The sequence below is a fragment of the Streptomyces yongxingensis genome, from assembly GCF_055597465.1.
Genome location: NZ_CM145717.1, coordinates 9,473,000 through 9,497,631 on the forward strand (window position 1 = coordinate 9,473,000; position 24,632 = coordinate 9,497,631).

Annotated in this window: 22 protein-coding genes; 13 read left to right on the forward strand and 9 right to left on the reverse strand. The window is 72.4% G+C overall.

The window, feature by feature from the left end:
* Nucleotides 1-50: 50 nt before the first annotated feature.
* Together ACZ6TD_RS40470 and ACZ6TD_RS40475 are read right to left on the reverse strand one after the other, a co-directional pair.
* A complete protein-coding gene (locus tag ACZ6TD_RS40470; RefSeq protein WP_471346175.1) occupies nucleotides 51-1,136 on the reverse strand; it encodes an S-(hydroxymethyl)mycothiol dehydrogenase in 1,086 nt (361 codons plus the stop codon).
* A gap of 323 nt (nucleotides 1,137-1,459) precedes the next feature.
* Entirely contained in the window at nucleotides 1,460-2,257 is a 798-nt protein-coding gene (locus ACZ6TD_RS40475) for an IclR family transcriptional regulator (protein ID WP_470014047.1), read from the reverse strand.
* A 151-nt stretch (nucleotides 2,258-2,408) separates the two neighbouring features.
* On the opposite strand from ACZ6TD_RS40475, the gene ACZ6TD_RS40480 reads away from it, so the two are divergent.
* Together ACZ6TD_RS40480 and ACZ6TD_RS40485 are read left to right on the forward strand one after the other, a co-directional pair.
* Nucleotides 2,409-2,771, forward strand: coding sequence for a bifunctional 3-phenylpropionate/cinnamic acid dioxygenase ferredoxin subunit (locus ACZ6TD_RS40480; protein WP_470014045.1), 363 nt, complete (start codon nucleotides 2,409-2,411; stop codon nucleotides 2,769-2,771).
* Nucleotides 2,768-3,970, forward strand: a complete 1,203-nt coding sequence (locus ACZ6TD_RS40485) for an NAD(P)/FAD-dependent oxidoreductase (RefSeq protein ID WP_471346178.1) — start codon at nucleotides 2,768-2,770, stop codon at nucleotides 3,968-3,970. The genes ACZ6TD_RS40480 and ACZ6TD_RS40485 overlap by 4 nt, the downstream gene beginning before the upstream one ends.
* Here the strand turns inward: ACZ6TD_RS40485 and ACZ6TD_RS40490 are convergent.
* Complete coding sequence (locus tag ACZ6TD_RS40490; RefSeq protein WP_471346180.1) at nucleotides 3,918-4,367, reverse strand: hypothetical protein; 450 nt, start codon at nucleotides 4,365-4,367, stop codon at nucleotides 3,918-3,920. The genes ACZ6TD_RS40485 and ACZ6TD_RS40490 overlap by 53 nt on opposite strands.
* 346 nt (nucleotides 4,368-4,713) lie before the next feature.
* Here ACZ6TD_RS40490 and ACZ6TD_RS40495 point away from each other — a divergent pair, with 346 nt between their 5' ends.
* Genes ACZ6TD_RS40495 through ACZ6TD_RS40510 form a run of 4 tightly spaced genes read left to right on the forward strand, consistent with a single transcriptional unit; the run spans nucleotide 4,714 to nucleotide 8,829 of the window.
* Nucleotides 4,714-7,422 carry a nitrate- and nitrite sensing domain-containing protein gene (locus ACZ6TD_RS40495; protein ID WP_471346182.1) on the forward strand — a complete coding sequence of 903 codons (2,709 nt, stop codon included), beginning with the start codon at nucleotides 4,714-4,716 and terminating at the stop codon, nucleotides 7,420-7,422.
* Nucleotides 7,419-7,847 carry a roadblock/LC7 domain-containing protein gene (locus tag ACZ6TD_RS40500; RefSeq protein ID WP_137976693.1) on the forward strand — a complete coding sequence of 143 codons (429 nt, stop codon included), beginning with the start codon at nucleotides 7,419-7,421 and terminating at the stop codon, nucleotides 7,845-7,847. The genes ACZ6TD_RS40495 and ACZ6TD_RS40500 overlap by 4 nt, the downstream gene beginning before the upstream one ends.
* A gap of 15 nt (nucleotides 7,848-7,862) precedes the next feature.
* The gene (locus tag ACZ6TD_RS40505; protein WP_137976692.1) at nucleotides 7,863-8,258 is read left to right on the forward strand and encodes a DUF742 domain-containing protein; all 396 of its coding nucleotides are present in this window, start codon (nucleotides 7,863-7,865) and stop codon (nucleotides 8,256-8,258) included.
* On the forward strand, nucleotides 8,239-8,829 hold the full coding sequence (locus ACZ6TD_RS40510; RefSeq protein ID WP_471346185.1) for a GTP-binding protein: 591 nt from the start codon (nucleotides 8,239-8,241) through the stop codon (nucleotides 8,827-8,829). Before ACZ6TD_RS40505 ends, ACZ6TD_RS40510 begins: the two co-directional genes overlap by 20 nt.
* A gap of 87 nt (nucleotides 8,830-8,916) precedes the next feature.
* Here the strand turns inward: ACZ6TD_RS40510 and glpK are convergent, their stop codons facing one another.
* The 4 genes from glpK to ACZ6TD_RS40530 form a co-directional block, all read right to left on the reverse strand.
* Nucleotides 8,917-10,449, reverse strand: coding sequence for a glycerol kinase GlpK (gene glpK / locus ACZ6TD_RS40515; protein ID WP_471346187.1), 1,533 nt, complete (start codon nucleotides 10,447-10,449; stop codon nucleotides 8,917-8,919).
* Between the two features lie 14 nt (nucleotides 10,450-10,463).
* Entirely contained in the window at nucleotides 10,464-11,228 is a 765-nt protein-coding gene (locus ACZ6TD_RS40520) for an MIP/aquaporin family protein (RefSeq protein WP_198268793.1), read from the reverse strand.
* A 313-nt stretch (nucleotides 11,229-11,541) separates the two neighbouring features.
* Complete coding sequence (locus ACZ6TD_RS40525) at nucleotides 11,542-12,732, reverse strand: lipid-transfer protein (RefSeq protein ID WP_471346189.1); 1,191 nt, start codon at nucleotides 12,730-12,732, stop codon at nucleotides 11,542-11,544.
* A complete protein-coding gene (locus tag ACZ6TD_RS40530) occupies nucleotides 12,729-13,214 on the reverse strand; it encodes a Zn-ribbon domain-containing OB-fold protein (RefSeq protein ID WP_471346191.1) in 486 nt (161 codons plus the stop codon). The genes ACZ6TD_RS40525 and ACZ6TD_RS40530 overlap by 4 nt, the downstream gene beginning before the upstream one ends.
* A 139-nt stretch (nucleotides 13,215-13,353) precedes the next feature.
* Between ACZ6TD_RS40530 and ACZ6TD_RS40535 the strand changes: the two genes are divergently transcribed.
* The 4 genes from ACZ6TD_RS40535 (at nucleotide 13,354) to ACZ6TD_RS40550 (ending at nucleotide 17,401) form a co-directional block, all read left to right on the forward strand.
* Nucleotides 13,354-14,439 carry an ABC transporter ATP-binding protein gene (locus tag ACZ6TD_RS40535; RefSeq protein ID WP_471346193.1) on the forward strand — a complete coding sequence of 362 codons (1,086 nt, stop codon included), beginning with the start codon at nucleotides 13,354-13,356 and terminating at the stop codon, nucleotides 14,437-14,439.
* A gap of 91 nt (nucleotides 14,440-14,530) precedes the next feature.
* Nucleotides 14,531-15,712, forward strand: a complete 1,182-nt coding sequence (locus tag ACZ6TD_RS40540; protein WP_471346195.1) for an ABC transporter substrate-binding protein — start codon at nucleotides 14,531-14,533, stop codon at nucleotides 15,710-15,712.
* Nucleotide 15,713: 1 nt separating this feature from the next.
* A complete protein-coding gene (locus tag ACZ6TD_RS40545) occupies nucleotides 15,714-16,559 on the forward strand; it encodes an ABC transporter permease (RefSeq protein ID WP_471346197.1) in 846 nt (281 codons plus the stop codon).
* Nucleotides 16,560-16,588: 29 nt separating this feature from the next.
* Entirely contained in the window at nucleotides 16,589-17,401 is an 813-nt protein-coding gene (locus ACZ6TD_RS40550; protein WP_471346199.1) for an ABC transporter permease, read from the forward strand.
* A 7-nt stretch (nucleotides 17,402-17,408) separates the two neighbouring features.
* On the opposite strand, the gene ACZ6TD_RS40555 is transcribed toward ACZ6TD_RS40550, so the two are convergent.
* Nucleotides 17,409-18,209 carry a M15 family metallopeptidase gene (locus tag ACZ6TD_RS40555; protein WP_471346201.1) on the reverse strand — a complete coding sequence of 267 codons (801 nt, stop codon included), beginning with the start codon at nucleotides 18,207-18,209 and terminating at the stop codon, nucleotides 17,409-17,411.
* A gap of 258 nt (nucleotides 18,210-18,467) precedes the next feature.
* The gene (locus ACZ6TD_RS40560; protein ID WP_471346203.1) at nucleotides 18,468-21,110 is read right to left on the reverse strand and encodes a glycoside hydrolase family 31 protein; all 2,643 of its coding nucleotides are present in this window, start codon (nucleotides 21,108-21,110) and stop codon (nucleotides 18,468-18,470) included.
* Between the two features lie 210 nt (nucleotides 21,111-21,320).
* Here ACZ6TD_RS40560 and ACZ6TD_RS40565 point away from each other — a divergent pair, with 210 nt between their 5' ends.
* The 3 genes from ACZ6TD_RS40565 to ACZ6TD_RS40575 all read left to right on the forward strand — a co-directional run bounded on the left by ACZ6TD_RS40565 (nucleotide 21,321) and on the right by ACZ6TD_RS40575 (nucleotide 24,567).
* Nucleotides 21,321-23,339 carry an acetoacetate--CoA ligase gene (locus tag ACZ6TD_RS40565; RefSeq protein WP_471346205.1) on the forward strand — a complete coding sequence of 673 codons (2,019 nt, stop codon included), beginning with the start codon at nucleotides 21,321-21,323 and terminating at the stop codon, nucleotides 23,337-23,339.
* Between the two features lie 68 nt (nucleotides 23,340-23,407).
* On the forward strand, nucleotides 23,408-23,533 hold the full coding sequence (locus tag ACZ6TD_RS40570) for a hypothetical protein (RefSeq protein ID WP_471346207.1): 126 nt from the start codon (nucleotides 23,408-23,410) through the stop codon (nucleotides 23,531-23,533).
* A gap of 65 nt (nucleotides 23,534-23,598) precedes the next feature.
* Nucleotides 23,599-24,567 carry a hypothetical protein gene (locus ACZ6TD_RS40575; protein WP_471346209.1) on the forward strand — a complete coding sequence of 323 codons (969 nt, stop codon included), beginning with the start codon at nucleotides 23,599-23,601 and terminating at the stop codon, nucleotides 24,565-24,567.
* The last annotated feature ends 65 nt before the right edge of the window (nucleotides 24,568-24,632 follow it).

The window sequence follows — 24,632 nt, forward strand, 5'->3', positions numbered from 1 at the left end:
AGGTGCGGGCTTCGTCGTCGTCTGCGGCCCGGCGGCCGCGCGCGCGTCGCTCACAGGACCACCACCGACCGCAGCACCTCGCCGCGCTGCATCTTCGCGAACGCGGCCTCGACCTCGTCCAGCGTGATCGTCTCGCTGACGAACGCCTCCAGATCCAGCTTCCGGCTGAGGTGGAGGTCGACCAGGACCGGGAAGTCCCGGCTGGGCAGGCAGTCGCCGTACCAGGACGACTTGAGCGCGCCGCCCCGCGAGAACAGATCGATCAGCGGCAGATCGATGCGCATCTCCGGGTCCGGCACCCCGACCTGCACCAGCACCCCGGCCAGGTCGCGCATGTAGAACCCCTGGGTGTAGGTCTCGGGGCGGCCCACCGCGTCGATGACCACATTCGCGCCGAAGCCCCCGGTCAGCTCGCGCACCGCCTCGACCGGGTCCGTACCACGGGAGTTGACGGTGTCGGTGGCGCCGAAGCGGGTCGCCGCGTCCAGCTTGGCGTCGTCGATGTCCACGGCGATCACCCGGCGCGCCCCGGACAGCGAGGCCCCGGCGATCGCGGCGTTGCCGACGCCGCCGCAGCCGATGACCGCGACGGTGTCGCCGTTGGACACCCCGCCGGTGTGCACGGCCGCGCCGTACCCGGCCATCACCCCACAGCCGATCAGGCCCGCCGCCTCGGGGCGCGCCGAGGGGTCGATCTTCACCGCCTGCCCGGCCGCGACCAGCGTCTTCTCGGCGAACGCGCCGATGCCCAGGGCCGGGCTGAGCGGGGTGCCGTCGGTCAGGGTCATCGGCTGGGCGGCATTGCGGCTGTCGAAGCAGTACCACGGGCGGCCCCGGCGGCAGGAGCGGCAGCCGCCGCACGGCGCCCGCCAGGCCAGGACCACATAGTCACCGGGGGCGAGCGCGGTGACGCCGGGGCCCACGGCCTCGACCATTCCGGCCGCCTCATGCCCGAGCAGATACGGGAATTCGTCACCGATCGCGCCGTCCCGGTAGTGCAGGTCGGTGTGGCACACGCCGCACGCCTGCACTCCCACCAGCACCTCACCGGGGCCGGGCTCGGGCACGAGGACGGGCACCACCTCCACCGGGGCGCCCCTTTTGACCGCGACGACGGCGCGGGCTTCTTGCGGCATGGCTCACTCCTCTGTTCTCCTGCGCTCGCAGGGACCGGTGCACGGGAGCTGGCATGACTGCCTCGAAGGAGGGTGAGGCCGAGGCCGTTCAACGGCCGCCGGTTACCCCCCAGTTGCGTATAGCGCGGCGTGTTGCGCGATGGGAGACATCCTGAAAGTCGCCGCCCCGTGCGGTCAAGGGGTGCGCGTAAACCGTCTGTGAACCGGTGCTGACGGGGGAATTCGCGTAGCTCGCACGCCTCTCGGTGCCCCTGGTCACGGACGCGACGAGGGGGCCGGAGTCGTCCGGCCCCCTCGTCGGGTGGGTGGGGTGGTGGGGTGGCTCAGCCCGGGAAGCCCATCCGTCGGGACAGCTCCTCGGCGGTCTTCACGGCGTACTCGGCCAGATCGGGCAGCCGGCTCTGCGCCATCCGGTACGCCGGTCCCGAGACGCCGATCGCCCCGATGACCGCGCCGTCGTGGCCGCGCACCGGCGCCGCCACCGCGTTCAGCCCGATCTCCAGCTCCTCGCAGGAGTAGGCGAACCCGCGCTCGGCCGCCGTCTCCAGCTGCTGCCGCAGCTCGGCGGAGGTGGTGATGGTGTGCTCGGTGAACCGCGGCAGCTTCCGCGTCACCAGCCGCTCCCGGCGCTCGCCCGACAGATGCGCGAGCAGCACCTTGCCGCTCGCGGTCGCGTGCAGCGCGGTGCGCCGCCCCAGCCAGTTGAAGGCGGTCACCGCGGCGGCGCCGCGCGCCTGCATGATGTTGACCGCCGCGTCCCCGTCCAGGACGGCGATGTTGGCCGTCTCGCCGGTCTCGTCGGCCAGTGCCCGGCACACCGGGGCGCCCTCCTGCGAGATGTCCAGGCGGATGGCGGCGGCGCCCGCGAGTCTGAGCACCCCGGCGCCGAGGTAGTACTTCCCCCGGTCCCGCTCCTGCCCGACGAGTCCGCGGTTCTCCAGTACGCCGAGCAGCCGGAAGGCGGTCGACTTGTGGACCCCCAGCTCGTCGGCGATCTCGGTCACTCCGGCCTCGCCGAGTCTGGCAAGGATCTCCAGGACGCTGACCGCCCTGTCCACCGACTGCACTGCCCCGGCGGCCCCCCGCTTCTCCTCGGCCCGATCCTCGGTCGTGTTCGTCATGGTTCTGATCTCACCATCCGGCGGCTCTGCGTGGGGCCCCTCGGGCCGGGGAACTCTTGACGGCTGCCTTCCCAATCTGGATTCTGTTGCGCATCGCGCTTTTCAGTGCACTATCCACAACGCATGATACCGATCAACGTGAGGGGGGCCAATGATTCCCGTCTGCCGTATCGAGGACCTGCCGGAGGGTGAGTCGGTGCGTATCGAGGCCGGCGATGCCACCGCGCCGATCGCGGTGTTCCACACCGACGGTGCGTTCTACGCCATCGACGACACCTGCAGCCACCAGGACGCCTCCCTCTCCGACGGGTGGCTGGAAGGCTGCTACGTGGAATGCCCGCTGCACGCCGCGCTGTTCGATCTGCGATCCGGCGAGCCGACCTGTCTGCCCGCCCGTAAGCCCGTACGGACCCACGCTGTCACGGTCGTGGACGGAATGCTGTATGTCCACCCCGCGGCGCAGATCGTTGCCGGTCAGCCCGTGCACGCGGCGCCGGAAGAAGCCGTGGCATGACGGCGGTCAGGACGGTCACCGTGATCGGGGCCTCGCTCGCGGGTCTGCACGCGGCGCGGGGCCTGCGCTCCCAGGGGTACGACGGGCGGCTGGTCGTCGTCGGCGAGGAGCGCCACCGCCCCTACGACCGCCCGCCGCTGTCCAAGGAGTTCCTGACCGGGGACGGCGACCCGGGCGAGGGCCTGGGCCCGCTCGCCCTGACCGACCCCGAGGAGGAGGCCGAGCTGGACGCCGAGTGGCTGCTCGGCGTCCGGGCCGAGGCGCTGGACACCGCCGCCGGTGAGATCCGTCTCACCGGCGGCCGCGCACTGCGCACCGACGGCGTCGTCATCGCCACCGGCGCCACGCCCAGAACGCTGCCCCTCCCGCACCTGGACGGGGTGCACACCCTGCGCACCCTCGACGACGCGCTCCGGCTCCGCGCCGAGCTGCGCGCGGGCGCCGCGCGGGCGGTGGTGATCGGCGCGGGCTTCATCGGCGCCGAGGTGGCCTCCTCCTGCGCCGCCCTCGGGCTCGACGTCACCGTCGTGGAGGCCGCGCCGCTGCCGCTGGTGCCCCAACTGGGCGAGGAGATGGCCCGGGTGTGCGCCGGGCTGCACGCGCGGGGCGGGGCCACCCTGCTGTGCGGCACCGGTGTGGCCGGTCTGCGCGGAGCCGGCCGGGTCACCGGCGTGGAGCTCGCCGACGGGCGGGTGCTGCCCGCCGATGTGGTGGTCGTCGGCGTCGGGGTGCGTCCCGTCACCGGGTGGCTGGAAGGCTCCGGTCTGGCCCTGGACGACGGGGTGCGGTGCGACGAGGGCTGTGTCACCGCGCTGCCCAACGTCGTGGCCGTCGGGGACGTGGCCCGGCTGGCCCAGCCGGGCACCGCGCGCACCGTCCGGGCCGAGCACTGGACCAGCGGCATGCTCCAGGGCGACGTGGCCGCCCGCAATCTGCTCGCCGGATCCACCGTCGAACGCTTCGACGCGCTCCCCTACTTCTGGTCCGACCAGTACGGCGCGCGCATCCAGTACGCCGGGCGGCGCGAACCCGGGGACACGGTCCGGATCCTCGAGGGGGACCCTGCCGACGGCGGCGGCTTCCTCGCCGTCTACGAACGGGACGGGATCACCACCGCCGCCCTCGGCGTGGACCGGCCCCGGCCCTTCATGCGGCTGCGCCGCGAGCTGGCCCGCGCTCCGCAGCCGGCCGGGAGGTGACCGTCGGGTCCGCCTCACGGGCCCGTTCCCGGCGGCGCTGACGGCGCAACTCCCGGGCCGTGCTGCTGGGCCGGGACACCACCCCGTAGCGCTGGCGCCAGACCTGCCGGGTCACCCACACGTCCAGCACCCCCCAGGTCGCCACCACCGTGCTCGCCACCGTGGCGAGCACGACGGGGAAGGCGGACCACGAGCCCGCCAGGGTGCACAGCAGAGCGACCATCACCTCCACCAGAGTCACGGCGATGATGATGACCGCCCGCACCGCCGCCGTACGGACGGGATCGGGCAGCCGCCGCCTGCGCGCCGGCTCCTCGGTCCACAACGGCCGGACCCCGTGCGCCGGGATGTCGCGATCCTTGTCCATCGCGTCCATGACGCTCCCACCCCTTTCCATGCTCTGCCCCGGAGCGGCCGAGTCAGATAGCGGGACTTGGGTCGTATGCCCCCCTAGTGTGCCCCGTTGGATCACGAATGGCACCGACCCCGGGTTCCCCTGGGGAGGGGAAAACAAGCCAAGCGCCGCCGAATGGCCGCATGCGGCGACCGGGGGAGGAGTGCCGAGCGGCGGGGGGTAAGTCGGGGAATCGCCCGACAACTCCTGATCACGGACTGTAAGGGACTCCCTGCATCAAGTGGACATGCCTTCGATCTGTCCAACCGGCAGTAGTAGGCTCGCGCCCGCTCGTTGTCGAAAACTCGGAACCCCGCCCCTGGCATTCGGGGTTGACGTTAGGGAGGCCATGCGCTTTCGCGGTAAGTCCATCCGCAGGAAGATCGTGGCGCTATTGCTGGTGCCGCTCGTGTCACTGACGGCGATATGGGCCTTCGCCACGGTGATCACCGGTCGCGAGGCAATGCAACTGGTGGACGCGTCCGACATCATCGACAAGGCGGGCCAGCCGGCCGAGGACGCGGTGCACGCCGTCCAGAAGGAGCGTCGGCAGACGCTCATCCTGCTGGCCGATCCGCGGCAGTCGGACGCCCTGCCCGTGCTCCACTCCCTGCAGCGCAAGACCGACCAGGCGATCGACAAGCTGCGGGCCGCCGAGTCGGACGGCGATGTGCACGGCAAGATGAACGACGACTCCGAGGAACAGCTCGACAACATCCTCAAGGCGGCGGACGGACTGGACAGTCTGCGCCGCAAGGTCGAGGACGACGGCATCTCCTCGACCCAGGCGTATGAGTATTACAACAAGCTCGTCGACCTCTGCTACACCTTCCGCAGCTCCCTCCACGCGGTGCCCGACACCGACCTCGACAAACAGGGCCGCGCGCTGGTCGCCATGATCCGCGCCCGGGAGGCGCTCTCCCGCGAGGACGCGCTGTACGCCTCGGCGCTGACGGCGCGCAAGATGACGCTGGCGGACCTCCAGGCGATGTCCGACCTCATCGCCGAGCGCACCCTGCTCTACGAGATCAACCTGCCGATCCTCCCCGACTCCGAGCAGAAGGTCTTCGCCGACTACCGGCGCACCAACGCCGCCCCGGCCGCCCTGCGCGTGGCCGAGGGCAAGATCCTCTCCTCGATGGACCCGGCCACCGCCATCAAGTCGCTGGACCAGGAGCACTGGGAGGCCGCGGCCCAGCCCGTCCTCAACGACTACGACCGGCTGGGCGAGGAGGCCACCGACCGGCTCCAGAAGCGCATCGACCCGGTGGCCGGCAGCGTGATGCTCAAGGCGGGGATCGCCGGTATCCTCGGCCTGGTCGCCCTCATCGTCTCCGTCTTCGTCTCGTTCCGGATCGGCCGCAGCCTGGTCCGGGACCTGTCCCGGCTGCGGAGGGACGCCCAGGAGGTCGCCAGCGTCCGGCTGCCGAGCGTGATGCGCCGCCTCGGCGCGGGCGAGCAGATCGACGTGGAGACCGAGGCGCCCCGGCTGGACTACGGCCCCGATGAGATGGGCCAGGTCGGCCAGGCGCTCAACACCCTTCAGCGGGCGGCCGTCGAGGCCGCGGTCAAACAGGCCGAACTCCGCCAGGGCGTCTCCGAGGTCTTCGTCAACCTCGCCCGCCGCAGCCAGGTGCTGCTGCACCGTCAGCTCACCCTCCTGGACACCATGGAGCGGCGCACCGAGGACACCGACGAACTGGCCGACCTGTTCCGCCTGGACCACATGACCACCCGTATGCGGCGGCACGCCGAGGGTCTGGTCATCCTCTCCGGCGCGGCCCCCTCCCGGCAGTGGCGCAAGCCGATCCAGCTGATGGACGTGGTGCGCGCCGCCGTCGCCGAGGTGGAGGACTACGAGCGGATCGAGATCCGCCGGCTGCCCCGGATCGCGGTCGTCGGCCCGGCCGTCGGCGACCTCACCCACCTCGTCGCCGAACTCCTGGAGAACGCCACCGTCTTCTCGCCGCCGCACACCGCCGTCCAGGTGCACGGCGAGCGGGTCGCCAAGGGCTTCACCCTGGAGATCCACGACCGCGGTCTCGGCATGACGCCCGACGCGCTGCTGGAGGCCAACCTCCGGCTGGCCGAGACCCCCGAGTTCGAGCTGTCCGACACCGACCGGCTCGGGCTGTTCGTGGTCAGCCGGCTCGCCCAGCGGCAGGGGGTGCGGGTCTCGCTCCAGCCCTCCCCGTACGGCGGCACCACGGCCATCGTGCTCATCCCCTCCAACCTGCTCACCGACGACGGCACCCGGGGCGACACCGACGACCGCGCCACCGGTGGCCGTTACGGCGACACCGCGCGGCGCGGCGTGGGCGACGTCCGGCTCGGGCCCGCCGACGAGGCCGAGCAGGGCTCCCAGCTCGCCTCCCTGACCGCGTCCCTGACGCACGAGGCCCACCACGACGACGCCGACGAGGACGACGAAGTGGGCGGCATCTTCCGCGCCCGCGGCCTGAAGGCGCGCCAGTCCGCGCGCACCGGGCCCGGCCCGTCCACCGTGGAGCAGCACCAGCAGGCTCCGGACGGCCCGGGCGCCGAACCGGGCGGCGGCCCCGCGCCGCTGCCCCGCCGTGTCCCGCCGGTCCTGGTCGCCGACCACGGCCGGCCGGTCGAGGGCACGTCCGGCGGACGGCACAGCCGTACCCAGGGTCCGGGGCAGCCGTCCTGGGCCGAGCGCTCCGAAGACCAGGGCCGCGACCAGGCCCAGGCGCAGGGCCAGGACCAGGCCCAGGGCCGCGACCAGGGCCCGCGGCGCACGGGGCCGGAGCGGCGGGGCCCGGAGCAGAGCCCGGTGCCCACCCAGCGGGCGGCCTCCGGCCTCCCCAAGCGGGTACGGCAGGCCAGCCTGGCCCCGCAGCTGAAGAACGACCCCGCACCCCCGACCGACGACCGAACCCCTGCCGAGACCGATCCCGAGCGCGAAGCCGAGCAGGCGAGGGCCACCATGGCCTCGCTCCAACGGGGTTGGCAGCGCGGTCGGCGGCAGTCGGCCACCGGATCCGGAGGCGCGGACGCAAGCCCGGGAACGACACATGAGGGGGACGGTCGATGACCGCATCGAACGCCGCAGCGCCCAACGGATCGCCCAACGCGTCGGGCGAGCTGAACTGGCTGCTGGACGAACTGGTCGGAAGAGTGGGCAGCATCCGCAAGGCGCTGGTGCTCTCCGGGGACGGACTCCCCACCGGCGGCTCACGCGATCTGTCCCGGGAGGACGGTGAGCACCTGGCCGCCGTGGCCTCCGGCTTCCACAGCCTCGCCAAGGGCGTCGGCCGCCACTTCGACGTCGGCCGGGTCCGGCAGACCATCGTCGAGCTCGACGACGCCTTCCTGTTCGTCACCGCGGCCGGCGACGGAAGCTGTCTCGCCGTCCTGGCCGACGCCGACTCCGATGTGGGCCAGATAGCGTACGAGATGACGCTGCTGGTCAAGCGGGTGGGCGTGCATCTGGGCTCGGCCCCGCGCTCCACCGGGTGACGGAGGCCGGGGGAAATGAGCGGAGACCCGGAGCGCGCCGCCCGGTGGTTCGACGACGCGGCGGGACCGGTGGTCAGGCCCTACGCGATGACGCGGGGACGCACCCGCAGCGCCGCCGAGGAGAAGCTGGATCTGATCGCGGTGGTCGTCGCCGACAGCGCCGACCACCGGACCGTCGCCGACCAGACGCTGTCCCCGGAGCACATCGACATCGTCGAGCTGAGCCGGGACAGCCCGCAGTCCGTCGCCGAGCTGGCGGCCGAACTCGACCTTCCGATCGGCGTGATCCGTGTGCTCATCGGCGATCTGCTCCACGCCGCACTCGTCCGAGTGTCCCGGCCCGTACCTCCGGCGGAACTGCCGGACGAGAGGATTCTGCGCGAGGTGATCAATGGGCTACGGGCACTCTGACCTGGGCCGCCCTCATATCGTCGAACCGGTCACGCTGAAGATACTGGTGGCCGGCGGCTTCGGGGTGGGCAAGACGACCCTGGTGGGCGCGGTCAGCGAGATCAAACCGCTGCGCACCGAGGAGATCCTCACCGAGGCGGGCCGGCCGGTCGACGACATCGCGGGGGTGGAGTCCAAGACGACCACCACCGTCGCCATGGACTTCGGGCGCATCACGCTCCGCGAGGACCTGGTGCTCTACCTCTTCGGCACACCGGGCCAGGACCGCTTCTGGTTCCTGTGGGACGAACTGGCCACCGGCGCGCTGGGCGCGGTGGTGCTGGCCGACACCCGCCGTCTCGAGGACTGCTTCGCCGCCATCGACTACTTCGAGCGGCGGGACATCGCCTTCACCGTGGCCGTCAACTGCTTCGAGGGGGCCGACCGCTATCCGGAGGACTCGGTACGGGACGCCCTGGACCTCGACCCGGGCACCCCGGTCGTCCTGTGCGACGCCCGGGAGCGCGATTCGGTCAAGCATGTGCTGATCTCGGTGGTGGAGCACGCGATGCTGGCTTCCACGCGGGGCTGAACGGCACGGCCCGCACCCCGCCGTCCAGGGTACGGGCCGCCGTTCGCGCCCGCGGTACGGGCCGCCGTTCGCGGCGCCGGGCGAGGCTCAGGAGTCCTCGGCCCGCTGCCCTTCCTTGTGCCAGCCGAAGCTGCGCTCCACCGCCATGCGCCAGTTGCCGTACTCGCGCGTCCGCTCCTCCTCGGACATCCGCGGGGTCCACTCGGCATCCCGCTTCCAGTGGGCCCGCAGCTCGTCCAGGTCCTGCCAGACGCCGGTGGCGAGCCCGGCCGCGTACGCCGCGCCCAGACAGGTGGTCTCGGCGACCACCGGACGGATCACCGGGACGCCCAGCACATCGGCCTGGTGCTGCATCAGCAGCCCGTTGGCGGTCATGCCGCCGTCGACCTTGAGCGTGCTGATCCGCACCCCGGAGTCCTGGTACATCGCGTCGACCACCTCGCGCGTCTGCCAGCTGGTCGCCTCCAGGACGGCACGGGCCAGATGCGCCTTGGTGACATAGCGGGTGAGGCCGGTGATCACACCGCGGGCGTCCGAGCGCCAGTACGGGGCGAACAGCCCCGAGAAGGCCGGGACGATGTACGCCCCGCCGTTGTCGTCCACGCTCGCGGCGAGCGGTTCGATCTCGTCGGCGGAGCGGATGATGCCCAGTTGGTCGCGGAACCACTGCACCAGCGCGCCGGTGATCGCGATCGATCCCTCCAGGCAGTAGACGGGCCGCTCACCGCCGAGCCGGTAGCCCATCGTGGTCAGCAGCCCGCTCTTGGACGGCACCGGGCGGTCACCGGTGTTCAGCAGCAGGAAGCTGCCGGTGCCATAGGTGTTCTTGGCCTCGCCGACGCCGTAGCAGGTCTGGCCGAAGACGGCGGCCTGCTGATCGCCGAGCGCGGAGGCCACCGGCACACCGGCCAGTTGCCCGACCGCCGTGCCGTACACCTCGGCGGAGGAGCGGATCTCCGGCAGCATCGCCTCGGGGAGGCCCATCGCGGAGAGGATCGAGGTGTCCCACTGGAGGGTCCGCAGATCCATCAGCAGGGTGCGTCCGGCATTGGTCACATCGGTGACGTGCACTCCGCCGTCGGTGCCGCCGGTGAGGTTCCAGATCAGCCAGGAGTCGATGGTGCCGAAGGCGATCTCGCCCATCTCGGCGCGGCGGCGCAGCCCGGGCACGTGGTCCAGCAGCCAGGCGGCCTTGGGCCCGGAGAAGTAGCTGGCCAGCGGCAGCCCGGTGGTGTCCCGGAAGCGGTCCTGTCCCACCTCGCCGCCGAGTTCCTCGCACAGGCCGGAGGTGCGGGTGTCCTGCCAGACGATCGCGTTGTGCACCGGTTTGCCGGTGCGGCGGTCCCACAGGACCGTCGTCTCACGCTGGTTGGTGATGCCGAGCGCGGTCAGCTCGTCGGCCCGCAGCCCCGCCTTGGCCAGCGCGCCGGCCACCACGGCCTGCACCTTGGACCAGATCTCGGTGGCGTCGTGCTCCACCCAGCCGGGTTTGGGGAAGATCTGGCGGTGCTCGCGCTGGTCGACGGCGACGATCGCGCCGTTCCGGTCGAAGATGATGCAGCGGCTGGAGGTGGTGCCCTGGTCGATCGCGGCGACGTAGGTGTCCGTCGGATGCGGCATGGCGTCCCCTTCGGTCAGAAGGCTGCGTTGAAGACGAGACCCGCCAGCACGGCCCCGATCAGCGGACCCACCACCGGTATCCAGGCGTAACCCCAGTCCGAGGTGCCCTTGTTGGGGATGGGCAGCAGGGCGTGGGCGAGGCGAGGCCCGAGGTCGCGCGCCGGGTTGATGGCGTAGCCGGTGGGCCCGCCCAGGGAGAGGCCGATGCCGACCACCAGGAAGGCGACGAGCAGGACGGAGATGCCCGAGCCGAGGACCACGGTGCCGCCGCCCTCGGTGACCGGACCGATCCCGATGCCGTCGACCTGGCCGAACGCGAGCAGCGGCAGCACCAGCGCGGCCGTCGCGATGATCTCGGTCACGAGGTTGGCCACCGGGTTCCGGATCTCCGGAACGGTGGAGAAGACCCCGAGCGTGGGCAGGGCGGTCTTCTCATCGGCGTTGGCGGCGAACTGCGCGTAGTACAGCGCCCAGGTCAGCACCGCGCCGATCACGGCGCCCACCAGTTGTCCGAGGATGTAGAGCGGCACCTTGTCCCAGTCGCCGGTGTCCACGGCGACACCCACGGTCACCGCCGGATTGAGATGGGCGCCGGACAGCGGGGCCGCGGTGTACGCACCGGCCATGACGCCGAAGCCCCAGCCGAAGGCGATGACGATCCACCCGGCTGACTTGGCCTTGGAGTGGTTCAGGGTGACGGCGGCGCACACGCCCGCCCCGAAGAGAATCAGTATCGCGGTGCCGATGACCTCACCGGTGAAGATGTCCCCATTGCTCATGGCGGCTCCTAGGACCTCGCCCGGGGCGGACGGCCCCGGTCCTCCGTGCTGGGTCGTTTCGAGCGTGCGGGTGCATCGGAATCGCCCATGGGGGGTCAACGTGGAGAGAGCCTGCGCGCGGCGACGCCGACTGACACCGCAGCAGTGTTCACCGGTGGTCAGGGGGCGTCAAGGTGATGGACGGCAACGGTGTTCGTGACAACCGTAAGGGCGTTGCCCTGGTATCGCCGCACACTCCGGCACCACTTGGACACCTGGCGGCCACCGGGCTGTCACCGCACGGCCACCGGGCGGGATACCGCCGGGGCACCGCTCAGCGGACCGCGACGACCGACGAGCCGTGCCCGAACAGCCCCTGGTTGACGGTGATTCCGGCACGCGCGCCCGGCACCTGCCGCTCGCCCGCCTGTCCGCGCAACTGCCAGGTCAGCTCGCACACCTGGGCGATGGCCTGCGCCGGAACCGCCTCCCCGAAGGACGCCAGCCCCCCACTCGGATTGACCGGAACCCGCCCGCCCGGCGCCGTCGCCCCCTCGCGCAGCAGTTTCGCGCCCTCCCCGGGCGCGCACAGCCCCAGGTCCTCGTACCACTCCAGCTCCAGGGCGGTGGACAGGTCGTACACCTCGGCCAGCGACAGATCCTCCGGTCCAAGACCCGCCTCCTCGTACGCCGCCCGCGCGATGGAGGGCCGGAACGGATCGGGGACGGGGGAGCCCGGCGGGGCGGAGTCGGTGGCGATGTCCGGCAGGTCCAGCGCGGTGCGCGGATGGGTGGGGGAGACCGACGAGACCGCGCGGATGCGGACCGGGCGCGCCATCCCGAGCCGCCGCGCCGTCTCCACGCTGCCGAGCACCAGCGCCGCCGCCCCGTCCGAGGTCGCACAGATGTCCAGCAGCCGCAGCGGATCGGCGACGACCGGCGACGCGGCGACCTCCTCGGCGGTGACGGGGGAGCGGTAGCGGGCGTACGGATTGGCGGCACCCGAGGCCGCGTTCTTCACCTTCACCCGCGCGAAGTCCTCGGCCGTGTCGCCGTACAGCGCCATCCGGCGGCGCGCCCAGAGCGCGAAGTAGGCGGGGTTGGTGGCGCCCAGTACCCGGAAGCGCAGCCAGTCCGGATCGTCCGGCCGCTCACCGCCCGCCGGGGCGAAGAACCCCTTGGGCGCCGCGTCGGAGCCCACCACCAGAACGGTGTCCGCCATCCCCGACAGGATCTGGGCGCGGGCGGTGTCGATGGCCCGCGCGCCGGACGCACAGGCCGCGTACACGCTGGTGACGCGGGCGCCCTGCCAGCCCAGCGCCTTGGCGAAGGTCGCGCCCGCGACCTGCCCGGGGTAGCCGCAGCGCACGGTGTTGGCGCCGACCACGGACTGGATCGCGGACCACTCGAGCCCGGCGTCCGCGAGCGCGGCCCGCGCCGCCTTCGTGCCGTACTCCACGAAGCCGCGGCCCCACTTCCCCCAGGGGTGCATCCCGGCGCCGAGCACCGCCACCTCACCGGTCATGACGCCTCCCCGGGAACGGGCCGCCCGTCGGGAACCGGGCCCCCCTCGGGGACGGGCCGCCAGTGCCAGGTGGTGAGCGTCCGCCCGTCCTCCTCGGCCAGCACCCCCGGCACCACCTCGACCTCCATACCGACGGCCAGATCGGCCACGGTCACCCCGGGCGCTCCCTGCCCCAGCACCACCATCCGCTCGGCCGCCAGCTCCACGGCGATGAGTGTGCAGGGCCGCCACGTGCGCTCGGGGTCGGACGGGTAGGGGGCGGGCGGCCGGTAGCGGCCGTCGGTGTACGACCACACCCGCCCGCGGCGGGACAGCGGCACCTCCGCCAGTTCGGTGCCCGCGCAGCCCGGGGCGCGGCAGAAGGCGTCCTCCCGGGGGAAGTACACCGCCCCGCAGTCCCGGCAGCACGTCCCCAGTAGCCGGAACTCCCCGCCCTCGGCGGTGAACCACCCGTCGACCACGGGCACACGCGTGGGGGACACGGCCCCTCCCGATACTCGTAACTGACGATGTGTCAGAAGTGTGGCACGGGGACCGTATCGCGCGTAACCCCGGTACAGTGACCGCGATCACGGGCCGCGATCACGGGCCTGATCAGCCGAAGGGCGAGGGGAGCGGTCGGTGGCGGAGACGGAGACCAGGACGCGGACCGGGACCACGACGACGCGCACGGCCGTCCGGCTCGAGGCCGTCACCAAGGACTTCGGGACGGTGCGCGCGGTGGACGCCGTCGATCTCGCCGTCCGCGAGGGCGAGTTCTTCTCGCTGCTCGGCCCGTCCGGCTCGGGGAAGACCACCCTGCTGCGGCTGGTCGCCGGGTTCGAACAGCCCACCGCGGGGCGTATCGAACTCGCCGGGGACGACGTCACCACGACGCCTCCCAACCGCCGCGATGTGCACACCGTCTTCCAGGACTACGCGCTCTTCCCGCACATGAGCGTCGAACAGAACGTGGCCTACGCCCTGACCGTACGCGGCGTCCGCAAGGCCGAGCGGCTCGCCCGCGCCCGCGAGGCGCTGACCAGCGTACGGCTGGACGGCTTCGCCGCCCGCCGCCCCGCCGAGCTCTCCGGCGGCCAGCGCCAGCGCGTCGCCCTCGCCCGCGCGCTCGTCGACCGGCCCGCCGTGCTGCTGCTCGACGAGCCGCTCGGCGCGCTCGACCTGGCGCTGCGGCAGGAGATGCAGACCGAGCTCAAGGAGCTGCAGCGCACCACCGGCATCACCTTCCTCCTGGTCACCCACGACCAGGACGAGGCGCTGACGATGAGCGACCGTATCGCCGTGGTCCGCGACGGCCGCATCGAGCAGACCGGCCCGCCGGTCGAGGTGTACGAGCGCCCCGCCACCGCCTTCGTCGCGGGCTTCGTCGGCATCACCAACCTGCTGCGCGGCGAGGCCGCGGTGCGTGTCGTGGGCCGCCCCGGCACGTACTCCATCCGGCCGGAGCGGATCCTGCTCACGGACCCCGCGGAACCGTCCGCGAAGCCGCCCGCGGAACCGTCCGCCGACGGCCGGCGGACCGTCACGGGGCGCATCACCGACATCGTGCACGCCGGGGCGCACACCCGCTTCACCATCGCGCTTCCGCACGGCGACCGGCTCACCGTGCTCCGCCAGAACCTCACCGGACTCCCTCAATCCGCCCGTCCGGACGACGAGATCGGGCTGTCCTGGGACGACAAGGACGCCTTCCCGGTCCCGAGTTGACCTTGTCATTGCCGACGGCACCCTGGCGAGGGCCCACCGCCGGCCCGATACTGGCCGGGCCTCAAGTGCCTAGTGGGACGAGGAGGACCGGATGCGGAAACGCACGACATCTGCGTGGAGGTCCGCGGCCGCCGTCTGCGCGCTGCTGCTGACCGCGGCCGGGTGCGGCTCGGGCGGTGACGACGACAAGGGCGGCCACGCACCCGACAAGCTCGGCAAGGGCGAGGGCAAGGTCAACATCATCGCCTGGGCCGGCTACGCCGAGGACGGCTCCAACGACCCCAAGGTGGACTGGGTTCACCCGTTCGAGAAGAAGACCGGCTGCCAGGTGAACACCAAGACGGCCGGCACCTCCGACGAGATGGTCTCGCTGATGAAGACCGGGCAGTACGACACGGTCTCCGCCTCCGGCGACGCCACCCTGCGCCTCATCGCCTCCGGCGACGCGGCCCCCGTCAACACCAAGCTGGTCCCCCACTACAAGGACATCTTCCCGGCCCTCAAACAGCAGCCGTTCAACTCCAAGGACGGCCGGATGTACGGCATTCCGCACGGCCGGGGCGCCAACCTCCTGATGTACCGCACCGACAAGGTGAAGCCCGCGCCCGACTCCTGGCGCGCCGTCTTCGACGACTCCGCGCGGTACGCGGGGCACGTCACCGCCTACGACTCGCCCATCTACATCGCCGACGCCGCGCTCTACCTGATGCGTGCCAAGCCCTCGCTCGGCATCGAGAACCCCTACGCGCTGGACCAGAAGCAGCTCGACGCCGCCGTCGCCCTGCTGAAGAAGCAGCACAAGGCGGTGGGGGAGTACTGGAGCGACTACCAGAAGGAGATCACCGCCTTCAAGGGCGGTGACAGCGTCATCGGCACCACCTGGCAGGTCATCGCCAACCTCACCAAGGCCGAGAAGGCCCCGGTCAAGGCGGTGCTCCCCAAGGAGGGCGCCACCGGCTGGTCCGACACCTGGATGGTGTCAGCCAAGGCCGCACACCCCAACTGCGCCTACAAGTGGCTCGACTGGATCGTCTCGCCCAAGGTCAACGCCCAGGTCGCCGAGTACTTCGGCGAGGCTCCGTCCAACCGTAAGGCGTGCACCGAGACCGCCGACCCCCACCACTGCGCGATCTTCCACGCGGACGACGAGAAGTACTTCCAGCGCGTCCACTTCTGGACCACCCCCATCAAGGAGTGCCTCGACGGCCGTAAGGACGCCACCTGCACCGACTACGCCCAGTGGACCCGGGCCTGGACGGAGGTCAAGGGCTGAGATGCCCGCCGCGCCCACCTCAGGCTCGCGGCTGCGCCTGACCGCGCTCCTCGCCCCGCCCCTGCTCTGGCTGACCCTGGCCTATCTGGGCTCGCTCGCCATCCTGCTGCTGTCGGCCTTCTGGGCCACCGACTCCTTCACCTCCGACGTCGTCCACACCTGGAACACCGACAACTTCCACGAGCTGCTGACCACCCCCGTCTACCGCACCATCGCCCTGCGCACCCTGTCCATCGCGATCGCCGTCACCGTCATCGACGCGCTCCTCGCCCTGCCCATGGCGTTCTGCATGGCGCGGGTCGCGGGGCGGCGGTGGCGGCGGCCGCTGCTGGTCGCCGTGCTCACCCCGCTGTGGGCCGGCTATCTGGTCAAGGCGTACGCCTGGCGGGTCATGCTCGGCGAGGACGGCGTCGTGGGCGCCGCCCTCGCCCCGTTCGGGCTGCACGGGCCCGGCTACGGCACCACCGCCGTCGTCATCGTGCTCGCCTACCTCTGGCTGCCGTACATGATCCTGCCGGTGTACGCGGCCCTCGAACGGCTCCCCGAGCGGATGCTGGAAGCCTCGGCCGACCTCGGCGCCGGCGCCTGGCGCACCCTGCGCTCCGTCGTCCTGCCCGCCGTACGCCCCGCCGTGCTCGCCGGATCCGTCTTCACCTTCTCGCTCAGCCTGGGCGACTACCTCACCGTGCAGATCGTCGGCGGCAAGACCCAGCTACTGGGCAATGTCATCGCCTCACAGGTCACCCTGGACCTGCCGATGGCGGCCGCGCTCTCCGCCGTACCCGTGGTCCTCATCGTCTGCTACCTGGCCGCCGTACGCCGTGCGGGCGCCCTCGACTCGCTCTAGCCACTCCAGACGCCCCAGGAGGTGGGCCCATGCGCCTCTCGCGCACCGCCCGAGTGGTCCTCGGCTGTGTCACCGCGGCCGGCCTCGCCATCTCTTGCGTCCCGCTGCTGCTGGTGCTGCTCAACTCCTTCAACGCCGACCGCTCCTTCGGCTGGCCGCCCAGCGGCCTCACCGCCCGCTGGTGGCGGGCCGCCCTGCACAGCGACGGCGCCCGCGAGGCCCTGCTCACCTCGCTCAAGGCCGGGCTCGCCGCCACCGCGATCGCCCTGGGCTTGGGCACCCTCGCCGCCTACGCCGTCCACCGCCACCGCTTCTTCGGGCGGCGGACCGTGTCCTTCCTGCTCGTCCTGCCGATCGCGCTGCCCGGCATCGTCAGCGGCATCGCCCTCAACGCCGCCTTCCGCACCGTCCTCGACCCGATCGGCATCGGCTTCGGGCTGTTCACGGTGGTCGTCGGGCACGCCACGTTCTGCGTCGTCATCGTCTTCAACAACATCGGCGCCCGGCTGCGCCGCATCGCGCCCTCCCTGGCCGAGGCGTCCGCCGACCTCGGGGCGCGCTCCTGGCAGACCTTCCGGTACGTCACCTTCCCCGCCATGCGCTCGGCCCTCTTCGCGGGCGGGCTGCTGGCCTTCGCGCTCTCCTTCGACGAGATCGTCGTCACGACCTTCACCGCCGGGCCCGGCACCCGCACCCTGCCCATCTGGATCTACGAGAACCTGGCCCGCCCCCACCAGGCCCCCGTCGTCAACGTCGTCGCCGCGCTGCTCATCCTGGTGTCCGTGGTGCCCGTGTACATCGCCCAGCGGCTGTCCTCCGACACGGCGGGGGGACGGCTGTGAGACGCGCTCAGCCGGTCAGCGAGCGGCGCGCGACGGGAAAGTCGAAGTAGGTGTCCGGGAACAGCTCCGGCTTGAAGGTGTAGTGCCACCACTCCTCGGCCAGATTGACGAACCCGAGCTTCTCCAACGTGCCCTTGAGCAGCAGCCGGTTGGCCCGCTGCACACCCTTGATCCGCGGATCGAGCGTATGCGAGCGCGTGTCGAAGCAGTCGTACCCGGTGCCCATGTCCACGGAGTTGTCCGGGAAGCGGTCCTTCTTGGCCGCGTAGCACGGCACCAGCTTCTCGCCCGGCACATACGGACGTGTGGGCAGCGCGGGCAGCCGCGCGATCGTCAGATCCACGGTGCTGCCCCGGCTGTGCCCCGACTTCTCCGCGATATAGCCGTCCTCGAACAGCCGCGTCTTGTCGACCTCCGGATAGAACTCGCCCTTCATCCGCTGATCGCCCAGATCCTTGGCCCACTCCACGAAGTCGTTCACCGCGCGCTGCGGCCGATAGCAGTCGTACACCTTCAAGGTGTAGCCCTGCCGCAGAAGTTGACGCTGCGCCCGGTGCAGCGCCTCGGCGGCCGGGCGGGTCAGGATGCACATCGGGCGGCGATAGCCGTCCACCGGATCGCCGGTGAAGTTGTGCGGCGTGAAGTAGCGGATCTCCTGCCGAATCGTCGGATCGACATCCCGGAGCGCCACGAACTCCTTCGGAGCCTTGGGCTCCGCCTTCGCCTGCGCCGGGGTGTACGGCGCGACGGCCAGCAGAGCGGCAACGGGCAGAACGAGCGCACGCAGCGCGACGGTGAGTCTTGGCATGCCCATCACTTATCCCACCCCCAGGCGAGGAAACAACCCCGCGGCCGCCTCCGGCGGCGGGACCTGATGTCGGGCCCGCTTGCCGTCCAGCGAGGCGCGCGTGGTCCGGGCGAGGCCGACGTGGGGGGGGCTGCCCTTCGCCCGTGGATCTCACCCCGTGGGCCCGGGGGAGCCCACAAGAGCGGCGGTCCGAGCGGACAAGGGCGGTGGTCCGCCCGGCGCGCCGTCCGGGGCGCACCGGGTGGCCGCGCGTCGCGGTCAGCTCGCCCGGGGGCCGCGGCGGTCTTCGGCGGGCGGGGCCTCCCCTCGTACGCGTACCGGGTAGCCCACCTCGCCGCCGCCCTCGCGCTCGATCGTCACCTCGCCGTCCCGCAGCCGGGTGGTGAAGCGCAGAAGCTCCGGCTTCTCCCAGCCGTCGCCCGTGTCCACGGCCAGCGTGCCCGCGCCCGCGCCCTTGCGGCCCTGGCACGGGGTCCACACCTCCAGCTCCACCCCGCCGTCCGGCGCCGCCACCGGCACCACCGAACCGGCCCGGGCCAGGACCGGGATGCCCGACAGGGGAGCGTCCAGCACCACTTGGCCGGGGCCGTGGTAGGCCCGGCCGGTCACCGTGTCGTACCAGCGGCCGCGCGGCAGCCGGACCGGGCGGCGGCGGGCGCCCTCCTCCAGCACCGGCGCCACCAGCAGCGCGTCCCCCAGCAGAAAGGCGTCCTCGCAGTCGCGCAGCGCCCGGTCCTTGGGCGTCCGCCACCACACGGGGCGCACATACGGGGCGCCGGTGCGCGCGGCGAGCTGCGCCAGCGTGGTGAAGTACGGCAGCAGCCGCTGCCGCGTCCGCAGCGCCGCCGCCGCGTGCTCCAGCACCCGCGGCCCGAACTCCCACGGTTCCCGCCGCCCCGCCGAGATCGCCGAATGGGTGCGGAACAGCGGCAGGTACGCGCCCAGCTGGAACCAGCGCAGATACAGCTCCGGCGACGGAAAACCGGTGAAGCCGCCGATGTCGGGCCCCGAATACGGCACCCCGGACAGGCCCAGCCCGATCACCAGCGACAGCGAGGCCCGCAGCCCCGCCCAGCCCGTCGCCACATCGCCGGACCAACTGCCCCCGTACCGCTGGAGCCCCGCCCACCCCGAGCGCGAGAAGAGAAACGGCCGCTCGTCGGGGCGCAGTTCGCACAGCCCCTCGTAGCCCGCCCGCGCCATCGCCAGCCCGTAGACGTTGTGCGCCTCGCGGTGGTCGCCGCCCCGGCCCTCCAGGGCGTGCCGGGCCGAGCGAGGCAGCGTGGTCTCCCCGAAGGCGGCGAACGACACCGGCTCGTTCATGTCGTGCCACACCCCGGAGAAGCCCTGCGCCAGCCGCTCCGCGTACAGCCCGCCCCACCACTTGCGCACCCGCGGATCGGTGAAGTCGGGGAACACCGACTCGCCCGCCCACACCACTCCGCGCACCTCACGCCCCCGGGCGTCGCGGACGAAGACGTCGTCCGCCACCCCGCTCTCGTACACCGCGTTGCCCGGCTCCGCCTTCACCGCGGGGTCGACGATCGACACCAGCCGCACCCCGTCCTCGAGCAACTCGGCGGCGAGTCCCGGCAGATCGGGGAAGCGCGCGCCGTCCACCGTGAACACCCGGTGGCCGACGAAGTGGTCGATGTCCAGATGCAGCGCGGACAGCGGCAGATCCCGCTCCCGGTAGCCCGCCACCACCCGCCGGACCTCCTCCGCGTCGCGGAACCCCCAGCGCGCGTGGTGATGGCCGAGCGCCCACCGCGGCGGCACCGCCGGGGCGCCCGTCAGCGCCGTCCAGCCGTGCAGCACCCGCGCCGGGGTGGTGCCCACGATCACCCAGTAGCGCAGCGGGCCGCCCTCCATCCGCGTCCGGCAGCCGCCGGGCCGGTCGTGGCCGGACCCCGCGCCCTCCTCGCCCTCCCGCAGGGTGATCGTGCCGTCCCAGGAGTTGTCGTGGAACACCAGATGGGTGCCCGCGTCGGCCACCACCAGCTGCACCGGCATGGTCAGATACAGCGGATCGTCCCCCGGCTCGAAGCTGCCGCCCGGATCGGTGTTCCACAGCCGGTACACCCCGTCCCGCAGCCGGGGCCCCGAGGCCCGTCCGCCGAGCCCGAAGAAGCGTGCGTCCGCGGCCACTTCGGACCGCTGGAGCCAGCGCGCACCCTCCCCGCCCAGCCCCGGCCCGAGCCCTGGCTCCGTGAGCCCCGCCCCCAGCCCCGGCGCTGCGGGCCCCGCCTCCGGTTCCGCGAGCCTTGGCTCCGCACCCGGCTCCGCGGACCCCGGCCTCAGCCCCGGCTCCGCGGGCCCCGCCCCGAGCCCCGGCTCCGGGAACCCCACCCTCAACCCCGGCTCCGCGGGCCCCGACCCGGGCCCTGACCCCGCCCCCGGCTCCGCGGGCCCCCGCGTCCCGGCCGGCTCCCACCACCGCGGCGGCAGATCCCGCCGCAGCACCACCCCGCCCGGGGTGCGCACCTCCACCGTGCCGGTCCGCCCGACCATCACCGTGACCCGCTCGGACACCACCCGCCAGCCGCCATCGGTGTCCGGTTCCAGCTCCGCCCGCTCGTCCGCCTCCGGGCAGGGCCCGTCCAGCGCGTACGACGGCTCCGGCTCGGCTCCGTCCCAGCCGCAGAACACCGCGCCGCCGGTGGTCACCCGCACCCGCAGCGAGGACCGCGCGAACCGCACCACCCCGCCCCCCGGCTCCGGCTCGGCCCCCTGCACCTCACCCGGCACCCGGGCCAGCTCGGTGCCCCGGCGGGGCAGCCCGGCCGCGTCGGAACGCCGACGCCGCCACGCCGAGCGCAGTGACCGCAGTCCCTGCGCGGTGCAGAGCACCCTCACCGACCGCACCAGCTTCTCCGACCGCACCAGGTCACGCGCATCCATACTGATCAGCCTGCCATCGCCGACGGCCGCCAGGGACATGATTCAACTGCCGTTCACCTGTGGTCCTCGCACATGATCCCGGCCTGTGATGTGGAGTGGCGCCCCTGGTGCGGGAGTCGATCACATGGCATCGTCCTGAGCGGACGCATACGAGGCGGATGTGCCACCCGTGGACCACATCCGACGCGGACAGCCCGGGAGCCGACACCCATGACCACCGCAGCCCACTCCGACCACCGGCCGCACCCCCTGTGGCAGCCCGGCGCGGACCGGATCGCCCGGTCCCGGCTGACCGCCTTCCACACCTGGGCGGCCGAGCGTCACGGCGCGCCCGCGCCCAGCCCGGACGACCCGGCCGCGAGCTACGCCGCGCTGCACCGCTGGTCGGTGGCCGAGCTGGAGACCTTCTGGCGGGCGGTCTCCGAATGGTTCGAGGTGCGCTTCGCCACCCCGTACGAGCGGGTGCTCGCCGACGCCGCCATGCCCGGCGCCCGCTGGTTCCCCGGCGCCACCCTCAACTACGCCGAGCACGCCCTGCGCGCCGCCGAGGACCCCGCCCGCGCCGACGACCCCGCGCTGCTCCACGTCGACGAGGTCCACGACCCGCGCCCGGTCAGCTGGGCCGAACTGCGCGGCCAGGTCGGCGCGGTCGCCGCCGAGCTGCGCCGCCTCGGTGTCCGCCCGGGCGACCGGGTCAGCGGCTACGTCCCGAACATCCCCCAGGCCACCGTGGCCCTCCTGGCCGCCGCCGCCGTCGGCGCCGTATGGACCTCCTGCGCCCCCGACTTCGGCGCCCGGAGCGTCCTGGACCGCTTCCAGCAGGTCGAGCCGGTGGTGCTCTTCACCGTCGACGGCTACCGCTACGGCGGAAAGACCCATGACCGCACCGCCACCGTGACCGAGCTGCGCGCCGAGCTGCCCAGCCTGCGCGCCGTCGTGCACATCCCGCTGCTGGGCACGCCCGCTCCCGAGGGGACGCTGGTGTGGGACGACATCGTCCGCGAACCGGCGGAGCCGGTCTTCGAACAGCTCCCCTTCGACCACCCCCTGTGGGTGCTCTACTCCTCCGGCACCACCGGCCTGCCCAAGGCGATCGTCCAGTCCCAGGGCGGCATCCTGCTCGAACACCTCAAGCAGCTCGGCCTCCACTGCGACCTCGGCCCCGACGACCGCTTCTTCTGGTACACCTCCACCGGCTGGATGATGTGGAACTTCCTGGTGTCCGGGCTGCTGGTCGGCGCCACCGTCGTCCTCTACGACGGCAGTCCCGGCCACCCGGACACCGCCGCCCAGTGGCGCGTCGCCGAGCGCACCGGAACCACGCTCTACGGCACCTCCGCCGCGTACGTCATGGCCTGTCGCAAGGCCGACGTCCACCCGGGCCGCGACTTCGACCTCTCCGCCGTGAAATGCGTCGCCACCACCGGCTCCCCGCTGCCGCCCGACGGCTTCCGGTGGATCCACGACGAGGTGGCCGAGGACATGTGGATCGCCTCCGTCAGCGGCGGCACCGATGTGTGCAGCTGCTTCGCGGGCGCCGTGCCCACCCTCCCCGTCTACATCGGCGAGCTCCAGGCCCCCGGCCTCGGCACCGACCTCCAGGCGTGGGACCCACAGGGCGAACCGGTGGTCGAGGAGGTCGGCGAGCTGATCGTGGCCCGCCCCATGCCGTCGATGCCGGTCCGCTTCTGGAACGACCCCGACGGCAGCCGCTACCGCGACAGCTACTTCGAGATGTTCCCCGGCGCCTGGCGCCACGGCGACTGGATCACCCTGACCTCCCGCGGCACCGTGATCATCCACGGCCGCTCCGACTCCACCCTCAACCGCCAGGGCGTCCGAATGGGCTCCGCCGACATCTACGAGGCGGTCGAACGCCTCCCGGAGATCCGCGAATCCCTCGTCATCGGCGTCGAACAGCCCGACGGCGGCTACTGGATGCCCCTCTTCGTCCACCTGGCCCCCGGCGCCACCCTGAACGAAGAACTCCTGACCCGCATCAAGACCACCATCCGCACCCAGCTCTCCCCCCGCCACGTCCCCGACGAGATCATCCAGGTCCCCGGCGTCCCCCACACCCTCACCGGCAAACGCATCGAGGTCCCGGTCAAGCGCCTCCTCCAGGGCACCTCCCTGGACAAGGCGGTGAACCCGGGCTCGGTGGACGACGTGGAACTGCTGCGGTACTACGAACGCTTGGCCCAGGAGAAGGGCGGGGCGGGGGCTTGAGTGCTCAGCCCCTCCGGCGTTTGAGGCGCCCCGGGTGGAGCCACACCCTCCGGCGCACCGTGGCGGAGATGCCGCACGTCACGATCTCCTGGGAATTGTCCGTCGTCCTCGCCCCGCCCGCCGCACAAGGCGCCTCCCTCGGTGTGCACGGCCCGGCCCAGGCCGTCCGGCGCGGCGCGGGCCCCTCGCGGTGACGGAGCGTTGTCAGTGGCCCCGGTTACGGTGAGTGAGCACTGAACATCCGCGCTGAGGGGGAGTCATGGCGCACACCGGACGCAGGAGCCACCGGAACCGCCCGGGCGGGCACAGGAAGCCGACGACACAGAAGCCGAAGACACAGAAGCCGACGACGCGGCAGCGTACGAGGAGGCAGACCACCCGGCGCGCCCTCCGCAGAGAGGTGCCCAGCACCGTGGCCCTGCTCGCCGACGAGCGGGACTTCGCCGCCATGCGGCACTACGCGTCGTTCGCCTTCGACGACCACGGAGCGTATCTGAGGGAGATGGAGGGGCTGCTGAAGGCGCTCGCCGCCAAGGGCGTCCACACCACCGTCGCCCTCTTCGACCCCGTCGCCTACGAGGAGTTCTGCGCGGACACCAGGCTCGACCCCGACACCGCCGCCAGCCGCACGCGCTATACGGCGGAGCTGGCCGCCGCCGGCGGCACCGTCACCTACGAGGGCCAGCCGATCGCCCGCCTGGTGCCACGGCTCATCGGCGTGGCCGAGGAGCAGGCCACCTGGGAGTACGCCACGGCGCTGCTCTCCCGCGCGGGCCACCGGGGGGAGTGCCGCGACGACACCACCGCCCGCGCCGCGTTCGACCGCGCCGGGGCCGCGCTGCGCGCGGCCGTCGAGGCGGCCGGGCCAGGCATCCACCATCTGGTCTGCAGCGTCCCGGCGGACGGCACCTCGCTGGTCGCCGTGCTCCACGCCGACGCGCGGGAAGCGGGCCCGCCGAAGCTGGCCGAGCCCTCGGGGCTGGTCTTCCGTACCGTCCTGGCCTGTGGTTTCGCCCTGCGCAGCCCCGGCGGCCTGGTGCTGCGCACCATCGTGGCGGACTCCCCGGAGACGGTCCGCGGCTGGGCGCTGCAGGACGGCTGGCTGCGCCCGCTGAGCGAAGCGGAGGTGTTCACGGCGTACTGCACCGACGCCGAGACCGGTGAACCCATCCCTCCGGAGCACGGCGTCGAATACCGGGCGGGCATCCCGCTCAGCCGCCCGGAATGACCGAAGGCGTCCCGCCACCCGGCGGGACGCCTTCACTCCAGATCAAAGCCCAAAGCTCATATTTC